This window comes from Bacillus sp. EB106-04-04-XG123, from assembly GCF_058791855.1.
In genome coordinates, this window is record NZ_JBYTDZ010000002.1 from 524,939 (window position 1) to 537,150 (window position 12,212).

The 12,212-nt window shown below is 38.4% G+C and carries 15 protein-coding genes; 8 read left to right on the forward strand and 7 right to left on the reverse strand.

Annotated elements, in window-relative coordinates; translation table 11 throughout:
• Positions 1-6: 6 nt before the first annotated feature.
• Positions 7-354, forward strand: coding sequence for a P-II family nitrogen regulator (locus AC3WTB_RS08060; RefSeq protein WP_039182051.1), 348 nt, complete (start codon positions 7-9; stop codon positions 352-354).
• 87 nt (positions 355-441) lie between these two features.
• Here AC3WTB_RS08060 and spoIIQ read toward each other — a convergent pair whose 3' ends face one another.
• Positions 442-1,338: a stage II sporulation protein SpoIIQ gene (spoIIQ, locus tag AC3WTB_RS08065; protein ID WP_034281210.1), complete on the reverse strand. Its 897-nt coding sequence runs from the start codon at positions 1,336-1,338 to the stop codon at positions 442-444.
• A 116-nt stretch (positions 1,339-1,454) separates the two neighbouring features.
• On the opposite strand from spoIIQ, the gene AC3WTB_RS08070 reads away from it, so the two are divergent.
• The gene (locus tag AC3WTB_RS08070) at positions 1,455-1,964 is read left to right on the forward strand and encodes a GNAT family N-acetyltransferase (RefSeq protein ID WP_047202534.1); all 510 of its coding nucleotides are present in this window, start codon (positions 1,455-1,457) and stop codon (positions 1,962-1,964) included.
• A gap of 32 nt (positions 1,965-1,996) precedes the next feature.
• Here the strand turns inward: AC3WTB_RS08070 and AC3WTB_RS08075 are convergent, their stop codons facing one another.
• From AC3WTB_RS08075 to AC3WTB_RS08085, 3 genes are read right to left on the reverse strand one after another with little or no spacing between them, the layout of a single operon-like run.
• Positions 1,997-2,527 (reverse strand): TlpA family protein disulfide reductase, encoded by a 531-nt coding sequence (locus AC3WTB_RS08075; protein WP_106025526.1) that lies wholly within the window; start codon positions 2,525-2,527, stop codon positions 1,997-1,999.
• Complete coding sequence (locus AC3WTB_RS08080; protein WP_268473618.1) at positions 2,524-3,081, reverse strand: MauE/DoxX family redox-associated membrane protein; 558 nt, start codon at positions 3,079-3,081, stop codon at positions 2,524-2,526. The genes AC3WTB_RS08075 and AC3WTB_RS08080 overlap by 4 nt, the downstream gene beginning before the upstream one ends.
• A 1-nt stretch (position 3,082) precedes the next feature.
• The gene (locus tag AC3WTB_RS08085) at positions 3,083-4,882 is read right to left on the reverse strand and encodes an ABC transporter ATP-binding protein (protein ID WP_492333571.1); all 1,800 of its coding nucleotides are present in this window, start codon (positions 4,880-4,882) and stop codon (positions 3,083-3,085) included.
• A 98-nt stretch (positions 4,883-4,980) separates the two neighbouring features.
• Between AC3WTB_RS08085 and AC3WTB_RS08090 the strand changes: the two genes are divergently transcribed.
• Positions 4,981-5,490 carry a thioredoxin fold domain-containing protein gene (locus AC3WTB_RS08090; RefSeq protein ID WP_492333572.1) on the forward strand — a complete coding sequence of 170 codons (510 nt, stop codon included), beginning with the start codon at positions 4,981-4,983 and terminating at the stop codon, positions 5,488-5,490.
• 46 nt (positions 5,491-5,536) lie between these two features.
• On the opposite strand, the gene AC3WTB_RS08095 is transcribed toward AC3WTB_RS08090, so the two are convergent.
• Positions 5,537-5,932 (reverse strand): hypothetical protein, encoded by a 396-nt coding sequence (locus tag AC3WTB_RS08095; RefSeq protein WP_492333573.1) that lies wholly within the window; start codon positions 5,930-5,932, stop codon positions 5,537-5,539.
• A gap of 525 nt (positions 5,933-6,457) precedes the next feature.
• Between AC3WTB_RS08095 and AC3WTB_RS08100 the strand changes: the two genes are divergently transcribed.
• The 4 genes from AC3WTB_RS08100 to rpsN all read left to right on the forward strand — a co-directional run bounded on the left by AC3WTB_RS08100 (position 6,458) and on the right by rpsN (position 8,739).
• On the forward strand, positions 6,458-6,880 hold the full coding sequence (locus tag AC3WTB_RS08100; protein ID WP_039182073.1) for a DUF5362 family protein: 423 nt from the start codon (positions 6,458-6,460) through the stop codon (positions 6,878-6,880).
• A 144-nt stretch (positions 6,881-7,024) separates the two neighbouring features.
• Positions 7,025-7,174, forward strand: coding sequence for a 50S ribosomal protein L33 (gene rpmG, locus AC3WTB_RS08105; protein WP_003214771.1), 150 nt, complete (start codon positions 7,025-7,027; stop codon positions 7,172-7,174).
• 82 nt (positions 7,175-7,256) lie between these two features.
• The gene (locus AC3WTB_RS08110; RefSeq protein WP_058838564.1) at positions 7,257-8,453 is read left to right on the forward strand and encodes a GTP-binding protein; all 1,197 of its coding nucleotides are present in this window, start codon (positions 7,257-7,259) and stop codon (positions 8,451-8,453) included.
• A 16-nt stretch (positions 8,454-8,469) separates the two neighbouring features.
• Complete coding sequence (rpsN, locus tag AC3WTB_RS08115; protein WP_025093900.1) at positions 8,470-8,739, forward strand: 30S ribosomal protein S14; 270 nt, start codon at positions 8,470-8,472, stop codon at positions 8,737-8,739.
• Between the two features lie 254 nt (positions 8,740-8,993).
• Here rpsN and moaA read toward each other — a convergent pair whose 3' ends face one another.
• Positions 8,994-10,001, reverse strand: a complete 1,008-nt coding sequence (gene moaA / locus AC3WTB_RS08120; protein ID WP_492333574.1) for a GTP 3',8-cyclase MoaA — start codon at positions 9,999-10,001, stop codon at positions 8,994-8,996.
• A gap of 10 nt (positions 10,002-10,011) precedes the next feature.
• Positions 10,012-10,800 carry a formate dehydrogenase accessory sulfurtransferase FdhD gene (gene fdhD / locus AC3WTB_RS08125; RefSeq protein WP_047202543.1) on the reverse strand — a complete coding sequence of 263 codons (789 nt, stop codon included), beginning with the start codon at positions 10,798-10,800 and terminating at the stop codon, positions 10,012-10,014.
• A 134-nt stretch (positions 10,801-10,934) separates the two neighbouring features.
• Here fdhD and AC3WTB_RS08130 point away from each other — a divergent pair, with 134 nt between their 5' ends.
• On the forward strand, positions 10,935-12,200 hold the full coding sequence (locus AC3WTB_RS08130; RefSeq protein ID WP_064497920.1) for an L-lactate MFS transporter: 1,266 nt from the start codon (positions 10,935-10,937) through the stop codon (positions 12,198-12,200).
• Positions 12,201-12,212: the final 12 nt, after the last annotated feature.

Genomic DNA, 12,212 nt, shown 5'->3' on the forward strand with positions numbered 1-12,212 from the left:
GTCTCTATGAGCAAAATGTATAAAGTGGAGATTGTCACACGTCCAGCTAATTTTGAAACATTAAAGGTGGAGCTTGGAAAGATTGGTGTCACCTCGATTACCTTTTCAAATGTACACGGCTGCGGCTTACAAAAGGGACATACAGAGCTATACCGCGGCGTCAAAAGAGAAAGCAACGTGTACGAACGATTAAAGATCGAAATCGTCCTAAGTAAAGTACCTGTCGAACAGGTCGTTGAAACAGCTCAAAAGGTACTTCGTACAGGCGAACCAGGGGATGGGAAAATTTTTATATATGAGATAGCGAATACAATCAACATTCGGACAGGTGAAGAAGGACCTGCCGCCCTATAGTTTATCCTCCGCCGAGTGGCGGAGGATCTTTTTAAGCAGAAAAAAACCTCTGCATATTTTTATATACACAGAGGACCTTGTAAGACATTAAGATTGTTTTGTTTCTTCTGACTGACTGCTGTCTTTAGAGGAATCAGAAGACTTTTCTTGATCAGAGGATTTCCCCTTCTCATCAGACTTTTCTTCTGATTTTTCTCCAGCTGGCTCTTTGGCTTTATCTTCAGCAGCAGGTTCCTTCGTTTTTTCCTCAGTCTTTGGCTGAGCAGGTTCTTTTGCTTGTTCCGTCACTTCTTGCGCTGCTTTTTCAATCGTAGAAACAGGCTTGTCAATGAAGCTAAGCGGATTAAGCGCTAAACCTTCCATACGAATTTCAAAATGCACATGGTTGCCGCTTTCAGCGCCATATAGGTTTTTACCAGAAGCACCAATGACATCATTCTGCTTCACTTCATCGCCTTCTTTGACACTCACTTGTGACAACGATTGATAGACAGTTGATAATCCATCTTCATGTTCAATTTCAACGACATGACCAAGAACTGGATCTTTTTTCGCTTGAACCACTGTTCCACTAAGAGCAGCTGTGACATCAAACACTTTGCCATCTTTATCTGCAAGATCAATACCTTTGCTCAAGGTATAGGTGTTATTATAGTTTACAAGTGCTGCTTCTTTTTCTTTTTGGTCAGCATCTGCTTCATAGAACTTTTTCACGACAGAAACATTATCAGAATTCTGGACCGGCATTGCGACATTTTCAATTGGCTTTCCAACTTCAACAGCATCATCACGCTGTTCTTGCCCTGTTTGATTTCCATCAGATAGTTGGTCTTTCACATCTTTTGATACAGCTTGATACCAAAGAACGGCTGTTAACACGACCGCTGCGCTGACCAAGTAAATAGCAGGGAATACCCAGCGCTTACGGAAAAATTGCTGAACTTTTGTGATTTTGGAAGTACGTTTCTTTTCTTCCTCTCTCATTTTTCATCACCTCAGCAACATTCTGAACACTTTTCAAAAAATATATACACACGAAATCATTTTTCTTTTTATTTTGCGCAATCGCATCAATAATATGTATGATAAATGAAAAAAAGATGGGGGACTTAATTGTGAAAACTTTCAACCGCATAGCAACAGAAGATGACCTCAAAGCGATCGTTGATATCTATAATTCAACCATTGCTTCAAGAGAAGTGACCGCTGATACAGAACCAGTTTCTGTCGAGGACCGCCGGCAATGGTTTTTGAATCATTCCGAAAAAAGACCTCTCTATGTGAAAACAGATGAGGATGGAATTATCTACGGCTGGCTGAGCTTTGAAACATTTTACGGTAGACCTGCATACAACGGGACCGTTGAAATGAGTATCTATTTGAACCAAGACTATCGAGGAAAAGGCTTAGGCTCACTTTTCTTACAAGAAGCCATTGAGTTAGCACCGTCATTAGGCATTCGAACGTTACTTGCCTTTATTTTCGGGCACAACGAAGCCAGCATTCGACTATTTAAAAAGCACGGCTTTGAGACATGGGGCCACCTGCCACGCATCGCAGAAATGGACGGCAGCAGATACGATTTAGATATCCTAGGAAAAGAATTATAAAACGAGCGTCTCCCTGACAAAGAGACGCTTTTTTATGACGCATGTAACAGCTGTTCAAACTGTTTCGCATTTTGAAGAGATTTTCTTTGCAGAATGATACCATGTTCATCAATGAGAATTGCTTGTGGAACAACCGTTACCCCATACAGCTCCATAATTTGTGAAGAACGAGTATACACAGTCTGGGACGGAAGCAATTCAAGGATCGGCGTATCATCCGCCTGCTCATCTCCATTAATAATAATGAATTGAGTATCATCGCCAGCGATTTGCTGCTGCAGATCTGCCAAAATACTTTTGCACGTCATACAAGTAGAGTTTACAAATAACAGCATCACAGCACTCCCACTTTGAAAATATTCCTTCAAAATGACCTTCTCCCCTAAATGGGAATAGCTTCGAAATAACGGTGCAGGATCCCCCACATCCGCTTCCTTTAATTCAATTCCATCAAGTGTTTTAATTTTATTCATAAATTTTCCGATAAAACGGGCGAGCAAAAATATCACAGCCAGCTGAGCAATGACAATGAATAACACAATAATCAATAGTATATCTGTCATTTCACATCGTCTCCTTCTATAAATAATTCAAATTGATTGATCCATTTTCTTTTGAACATTAAGACTTCTTGACTCACCGCTATCATGAAAGAGACAGCCACGGCAATGAGAAAACAAATAATGTTATATTGCCATGGAATGGTTTCTACATAGGAATGCACATAAAACAACCCGATCACAAGAGACAGCATCGACACATTACGAATCACAATTCCCCAGTGAAGGCGTTCATTATCAAGCAGTCCACCACAGCCGCAAGAAATATCACGATGTCCTCTCAATAAATTGAAGGTCACCGCTCCAGTATAAATACATAAAAGTGCTGTAAGACCAATCGCAGGTACAAGAGTCATGTGCCATATGAACAGATAACCAGTACAAACCAATTCAGCAGTTAAAAACAAATAAAACATGGGTGCCGTGAAAGAAGGAGGCAGCAGCCGATAAGCATCCATCTGCTGCATATGTGCCGTCTGTTTTTTCACTTTATCAAACCATGCACCCGCAAAAATGATCCCTAGTAAATAGACACCTATATAATAAAAGACACTCACCTTACGCCATCTCCTTTTGTTGAAATAATTGAGATTGTGCCTCGTAAAGCCTTTTGTACTCTCCGTTCAACACCATCAGTTCATTATGGTTCCCCTCTTCAACGAAAGCACCATCTTTCATTACGATTATACGGTCTGCTAAACGGGCCGCTCCCATTCGATGTGTGATAAACAAGACACCCTGATCCTGCGTGTGATCGAATAGCTTTCGAATGAGTGAAATTTCCGAGAGTGGATCAAGAGCAGAAGTCGGTTCATCTAAAATGATAAAATCACTCTCTCTAAAGAAGGTTCTAGCCATCGCGAGCTTTTGCCATTGTCCGCCAGACAGTTCATGTCCTTCTTCAAAAAACCGTCCAAGCTGTGCATCATACATTTCTTCCATTTGATGAATTCTTTTCTCTATGCCTGCTTGCCGTGCAGCTGAGATCATCCGCTCTTCCTCTTCCATATGATCAATACAGCCAAACCCGATGTTTTCTTTCACAGTGAACTCGTACTTCATAAAATCTTGAAAAAGAACAGCCATTCTCGCATGGTATGACTTTTTATGAATGGTAGAAATAGACTCACCGTTGACTTTTTGCATATTCGGCTGATCTGGATCATATAAACCGGTCAAACATTTGATCAAGGTGGTTTTACCTGATCCGTTATCCCCCACCAATGCAATACGTTCACCTTTATTGATATGAAAATGTATATGCTCAATGGCAGGTGTTTTCATATTCGGATAAGTAAATGAGAGATTTTCAAGTGTAATGGACTGAATAGACTCGATCTTCCGAAGCGATGCCCCTTCTTCTATCTGCTCATGAATTTCTTCTTCTCTCTTTTGAAAAGCTCTCATTTCATCAACATAAAGACTTGTTTCATATAAACTAGAACATTCTCTTGTTAAGTCCTGAAAACCACTTTGGATGTTTTGCACCGCTTGCAGCACAGCGACAAATGTCCCAGCAGCTAATTTTTTTTGAAAAATAAGAAAGACAATAAAAAGACCGCAGCATACATAGGAAAATGTCATAAGCAATCCGCCCGCCATCTCCCAGCGAACTTGCCGCTTAAGCAGTTTATATTTTTCATCTGCACTTTTTACATAATGACCTTTCCATTTCTGAAGAAGATAATCCCCGATTCCATATAAACGGATCTCCTTCAATGAATCTCGTTGCGCGACAAGATCGGACACATACATTTCTCTGCGGTCATTGGCAGTTAACATGCGGTTTAATTGATAACGCGCTCCTCCAAAGAAAAGCTCAATCCACAAGACAGGCAGGGTAAACACGATCAGAATGACCGCCAAGCCCCAATGGATACCGATCATATAGATAAGAAGTGATACAACAGTAATCAATGCGCTCATGATTGTAAAGATACTTCTAACCATACTCAGAACATGCTGATGACTGTTCATCACACGTTGACTTTCATTGTAAAAAGAAGGGTGTTCAAATGTAATAAACGGCAGCCTGATCGCCTTTTGAAGTAATTCACCCTTCAAATGCAGACCAATCAAATTTGTCGCTTTCTGCTGGCTAAGCTGAAGAACGAATTGAAGCCCATATCCTAAAACCACAATGAGCATTTGCAGTCCAAATAACCACAAAACCTTTTGAATGTCTCCTGAAGACGTCATGAATAAAATAATTTCATTAATCAAAGTTTGAATAATCCAGACACTAGCCAAAGGCATAAAACCAACGATTACTTGGATCAATAAGGTCAGAAGAAGATAAGATCGACTTCTTTTCCAAGTATAGGAGATTGCATATAGACAATGGTTCACTGTACTCATCAAATGCTCCACCTTACACCATTTAGTATAATTGACATATTTTTGATATTTGTATTATGATAGCTTTGCGTAACTTCACTCTGAGAGGACGATATACGATGAATTCAATCTTACTTTTACAGCTCACTCTTATTCTTTGCGGCCTATTATTAACGATCGGAGTCATCATGTATTTAAAACAACAAATGGAACTGATCATCTTACCGATACAGCATGTCGGACAAAAACTAGTGCATCCGCTACTTGAAAAACCATCACCTATTCCAGTGAATGATTTACTGCAGACCAACAGTAAGCAGCAGCTGCTTATTTTCACTGATACATCATGTCCGCATTGCATTCCATCACTTGAACAATTCCTAGAAACGAAAAATCAGCGTAAATTAGACATTTCATTTAGTATTTTGCTAAAGAATGGGCAAAAAGAGGATCAAGAATTATACCGTGATAATAAAACCAACATGCGAATTATCCCAGTGGACGAACAAATGATAGACACATTCCAAATTGAAGAATTTCCGTATTACATTATGGTAGAAGAAGATGAAATCATCTCATATGCAGCACCTTTTCCGGATGGTCTTTATTCAAGGATATCTGCAAAATAAAGATAAATGAGGCATGTGAAGAATATCAAACACATGCCTCATTTTTTTATTGTGGATCTGAGTGAACATCTAGATCTTTTTCCCCTGCAGCAGCTTCACTTGCTTCATCTGAAGCCTGTTCCTCGGCTTGTTCAAACTCACTCCGTGCCTCATTTGAAATGTCTACTTGGTCACCATGCTGATTCACAGTAACAGACGAAGAAGACGTCTCTTTTTGAGCCTCTTTCTCTAGTTCCTTTAATTTAGAAACATGAAGTTCCAAATCTTTACCTTGCTGAACTAAAGTAAGTTGTTGAAATAATGCCTTTCTCTCTTCTGGAGAATGGTCACCTTGAACAATTTGAGCCGCTTGGGTTAAAAAAGAATTTGATGATTGACCCGCTTGACGCCTATTTGACGTCTCCATAGCATTTGTTAAGAATGAAATTGAAGATATGCTCATGCGTTCACATCCTATTAAATAAGATCCTTAAATTTAGCAGCCACATCTAACGCGTTCTTGACTAGTACAAATCTCACCTGTGTCACGATCCACGTAGTAACGGAAAGTTCCAACACCTTGAAGGAAACAAGTCGGTGCTGATTTACATGAAGTGACTAATTTTTGCAAAATACATCTTGCAGCTGCAGGTTGAACATTGGTCATTTTGTTTAAGAAACGATCTAACATATGAATTCCACCTTCCAATTTTTATGGTAATACAACACAATAATAACCAATTAAAAGACAACTAACAACATATTTTGATAAATTTACTAATTATTTTTTACTACCAATCTTGTTTATGACATAATTTGTCGATAATTTTAATAGTAAATGTTACTTTTTTCTTATTTGGAAATAATTTATTTATCCATAAATAGTGAGGTGAAGATAGAAACATTTTCATTAATCAACATTCACTCTTCCTAAAGCACTACTTACTCAAGTATGATAAAGAGTGAATACATAAAGGAGTGAACACCAATGCAACAAACTGAGAAAATCATTCAATCTCTTCATTCAATCGTAAAGTGGGGAAAGGTTGGTAGTATCTTTCTCTATATTTCAGGCGGTCTGGCTATTCTTATTGGTTTTTGGCTTGTTCTTCCTGCAGCCCTTGGCGTCTTCCTCATTATGATGGGAATCCATGTACAAAAATCTGTAAAAGCAGCTGAACAATTGATTCAGGCTCCTGATACTTCTTACGAAGAATTATTAGAACAATACGCTAAGATGATGAAAATGCAGACACTGTTTGCCATTTCAAGTATTGCCGCAGTTATTCTTTCATTCATTGCCATTGTTTTGATGCTTATACTAGGCGGGTTAGCCTTCCTCCAAGAAATACCTTATGATGTCCAGCAGTATGAAGGTGATTACGAACAAGAACTCGGTGACTTTTATTAATCGAGTGGGGTATCAATGGTCGTTCGATACCCCTTTTGTTTTTATCATTTGGCTTGGATTATCCCCCTATGCTTGACATTCAGTCTTGTTCATTTTAAAATACAAATCGTAACTATTACGAATTAAAGGAGGATCCTATTACTTATGCGCGTGAAAATTACGTTGGCCTGTACTGAAACAGGTGACAGAAACTACATCACAACAAAAAATAAAAGAACGAATCCCGACCGATTGGAGTTAAAAAAATATTCTCCTCGATTAAAGAAATATACCCTTCATAGAGAAACAAAATAAATTTTTTAGACAATAAATCGTAATTATTACTTTTTAAGTGAGGCGGAAAACAAAATGATCGTTTTCAAAAGGACAAAAACAAATGAATAAGCGTATACCTGTTACAGTATTAAGCGGCTTTTTAGGAGCAGGAAAAACAACGATATTAAATCATGTTCTTCAAAATCGTAAAGGATTAAAAGTGGCTGTGATCGTCAATGACATGAGCGAAATTAATATTGATGCAGAACTAGTCAAACAAGGCGGTGAGCTTTCTCGATCAGATGAGAAACTAGTTGAATTATCTAACGGTTGTATTTGCTGCACTTTGAGAGAAGACTTGTTAATTGAAGTAGAACGCCTTTGTAAGACAGGTAATATCGATTATATTGTCATTGAATCAACTGGAATTAGTGAACCAATTCCCGTCGCTCAAACGTTTTCTTATATTGATGAAGAAATGGGCATAGATTTGACCCGCTTTTGCCGTCTAGATACGATGGTCACAGTAGTAGATGCAAATCGCTTCTGGACTGATTTCCAGTCAGGAGAGAGTTTATTAGATCGTAAAGAAGCGGTTTCCGATGACGACGAACGAGAAATTTCAGATTTACTCATTGATCAAATTGAATTTTGTGACGTGCTCATTATCAATAAATGTGATCTAGTATCATCCTCAGAGTTAGATCGACTTGAGCATGTGCTGAACAAACTACAACCAGAAGCATCTATCATCAGAACCTCACAAGGTAAAGTACAGCCAGATGACATATTGAATACTGGTTTATTTGACTTTGAAAAATCAAGTGCTTCTGCTGGATGGATCAAAGAGATCAACGCAGGACATGCTCAGCATACGCCGGAAACAGAAGAATACCAAATTTCATCCTTTGTTTACGAAAGAAGACTCCCTTTTCATACAGGCAGGCTGAATAATTGGTTAGATCAAATGCCTGAGCAGATCGTTCGTGCGAAAGGTTTTACTTGGCTTGCCACACATCATGATTTAACCATTTTAATTTCACAAGCTGGGAAATCTGTTGCGATTGAACCAATTGCATACTGGATTGCTGCTTTGTCTGAGCAAGAAAAAACACGGATATTAAATCAGGAACCAGAGCTTCTAGATGAGTGGGACGCAGAGTTTGGTGATCGTCATACAAAACTTGTGTTTATCGGTGTGGATTTGCCTAAAGCAGAAATTATTCGCACTCTTGATCAATGCTTGCTCACACCTGAGGAATTTGATCAAGATTGGACTACATTTGAGGACCCCTTTCAATGGAAAATACAAAATTAGGCCAGGAGGGTTTTAATTGGCAAAGAAATCTAAGATTGCTAAAGAAAAAAAACGGCAGCAGCTTGTATTGAAATATGCAGAATTAAGGAAAGAGTTAAAAGAAAAAGGTGACTATGAAGCTTTACGGAAATTACCTAGAGACTCTTCCCCTACCCGCTTAAAAAACCGTTGTGAATTAACCGGCCGTCCAAGAGGTTACTTAAGGAAATTCAAAATGTCTAGGATTGCTTTTCGTGAGCTTGCCTATAAGGGTCATATCCCTGGGGTGAAAAAATCGAGCTGGTAAAGAATGATTTGATCTTATCACAGCACTCGGAAAAGTAAAGCGGCACAAAACGATGAAAAATCTATTTTCAAGTCTTATCTCATGCTTTTTGAAGTTCAAAATAGGCATTTAAAAACCAGCAGAATCTCTGCTGGTTTTTTATAATGAATGAGTTCATAAGATAAAATAACCTGTTCGCAAAAAAGGATTTTCAACAATGATTACGCCATTTTTCCTTCTTTTCAAAAATACCTGATCATGATACTTTGTTGTCATTATCCACCGATGTATGACATTTCAACCTTTTTCTGATCTTTTTTCTGCTCTCTCTCAGCTGAATATTGATCAAGTCTATTCGACCATAGTTCCTTTAACAAGTTTGCTAACTCTTCATTATCTTTTGTCGTACGAATCATCCGTTTCAGATCAAAACCCGATGATGCAAACAGACATGTAAACAATTCCCCGCGTGCAGATAGCCTTGCTCTGTTACATGTTCCGCAAAAAGCATCTGAAACGGAAGAAATAATGCCTATCTCTCCTGAACCATCTTTGTAAAAAAATCGGTTGGCTACTTCACCTGTATATTGAGGAGGTTCTGGTTTGATAGGATATGTTGAATTAATTAATTCAATTATTTCATTCTTTGTCATGACATGTTCTAGATTCCATTTATTCGTATTACCGACATCCATAAACTCGATAAACCTGAGAACGTGTCCTTCTTTTTTAAAGTAAGCCGCCATTGGTAAGACATCCTGATCATTCACACCTTTTTGAACAACCATATTAATCTTGATAGCAAGTCCAGCCTTTCTTGCCGCCTCAATGCCATCAAACACTTTTTGGATAGAAATGTGCCTTCCGTTCATTTGCTTAAAACGATCGGGATTTAATGAATCTAAACTAATGGTGACTCTATTAAGACCAGCTCTCTTTAACTGATCAGCATATAAAGGTAAAAGCGTTCCATTGGTTGTCATCGCAATGTCTTCAATCCCTGGAATTTTTGCGAGCTTTTCTATTAAGACAGGCAGATCCTTCCGCATTAAAGGTTCCCCGCCCGTGATGCGTATTTTTACCACACTTAGATTCTTTACAAAAAGGGTAGCAAGTCGTTCAATTTCTTCGAAAGTAAGCAGTTCTTCTTTTTTCAAGAAAGGATAATCTGGTCCAAAAATTTCAGCAGGCATACAGTACGTACATCTAAAGTTACAGCGATCAGTTACTGATATTCTTAAATCGCGCAATGGTCGATGTCTTTTATCTAAAATACTGTCCATACTTTGCCTCCTATTCTGTAATACGCTGAGGATGAGTGTAAATATTAAAGGATTTCCCTCTGACGAATCCAACTGTCGTAATATTTAATTCTTCTGCCATTTGAAGCGCTAGCTCAGTAGGTGCTGATTTTGAAATGACGATAGAGACTCCTAGTTTTGCTGCCTTCAATAGAACTTCTGACGATATCCGGCCGCTAAACACAAGAATTTTATCTCTAAGTGGGATTCGCTGGAGTAAACAATATCCATAAATTTTATCTAAAGCATTATGTCTTCCTATATCAGTTCTAGTGATAAATAGCTTCTCTGTGTCACACAGTCCAGCATTATGCACTCCACCAGTATGTTGAAATAATTGACTTTCTTCTTGCAAACATTTCATGAGATGCATACAGGTTTCAGCAGAAATACTAATTCGATCAATGGCTGTTTTTGCCGTCTTCACATCTTGAAGAAAATAAAAGTGTCTTCCTTTCCCGCAGCATGAACCAATCACTCGTTTTGTAAAATCTGAAGAATCAAATCCACTTGAGTGAACTAAATCAACATAGGCAAAACCCATACTTTCATCTATTGTAAACCTTTTAATCTCATTTTCAAATCGAATGACCCCTTCTGAAGCCAAAAAGCCGATAACCAATTCTTTCAGGTGCTCTGGTGAACAAACAAGTGTCACAAATTCTTCTCCATTCACCATCACAGTTAAAGGAAATTCTTCTACAATTTCATCAGATTTGCATGTAAACTGGCCTTCACGGTATTGGTGTATGACTCGTTTCTTTTTAACAGAAGGATTCATTGTATGATCTTCCTTTCAATGCAAATTTAGTTATATGATCCAATCAAATTGTGATATTATTTTAAAAAGTCATGAAAATGTAACATATTTCTATCTTATCAAACTTCTTGATTGCTTTATATGGGGGGAACAAAATGAACAAATCGAAAAATCGCTGGCTCATTGCAACAAGTGCTGTAGGAATTCATTTATCTATTGGGTCTGTTTATGCTTGGAGTGTTTTTACGAATCCTTTACATGAAGCCTTTCAGTGGTCATTAACAGAAATAAGTCTCACCTTCAGTATTGCTATTTTATTTTTAGGTTTATCTGCTGCTTTCATGGGACATTTCGTTGAAAGGTATGGTCCAAAGGCATCGGGGCTCTTCTCAGCTATTTTCTTCGGCATCGGAATGACTGGATCAGGATTCGCTGTACACATGTCCTCACTGCCCCTCCTCTATTTATTTTATGGTGTACTTGCTGGAATAGGTTTAGGAGTAGGCTATATTGCACCTGTATCAACTCTAGTCAAATGGTTTCCGGATCGAAGAGGGCTTGCAACCGGCTTAGCCATTATGGGGTTTGGATTTGCTTCTCTTATTTGCAGCCCAATTATTCAATTTCTCATTGAAAAAGTGAATATCGCAAATACTTTTTATATTCTTGGAATCTCCTATTTTATCATCATGGTGATCTCATCTCTTTATTTATCACCACCAACACCTGATGACGTCAAGCAATTTGACGCATTCAAAACAAAGCAAGGAAAAATTCCTCAAGATTTATCACAGCTTACTGCAAATGAAGCGATCAAGACAAGACGTTTTTATTATTTGTGGCTTATGCTTTTTATTAATATCACATGCGGAATTGCTATTATTTCAGTAGCGTCACCTCTTGCTCAAGAAAGTGTTGGGTTCACTGCAGGTGCTGCAGCTACTCTTGTGGGCATTTTAGGTGCTTTTAATGGGTTAGGACGAATTGGCTGGGCATCGTTCTCAGATTATATAGGAAGACCGAATACGTATACGATTTTTTTCAGTATCCAGCTCATTGCTTTTCCTTTACTCCCCTATTTAAAAGAACCGCTCATCTTTTCAATCGTCATGGCGATCATTTATACGTGCTATGGAGGAGGATTTGCTTCAATTCCAGCCTATATTGGAGATTTGTTTGGTACAAAGCAGCTTGGTGCCATACACGGTTATATTCTGACGGCTTGGGCCGCTGCGGGTTTAGCAGGACCCCTATTTTCATCCTTCATCCGAGATATAACAGGTAATTACACACAGAGTCTTATGGTGTTCTCTGGCTTATTTTTCATCGCTTTTATCATATCACTTCTTATTCGGAAGGATATTCAGCAGCTGAGAGAAACAAGCCTACCTACTGCTTCCTCTGTCTCAGCCCGACCTTAATTTGAATTTGAC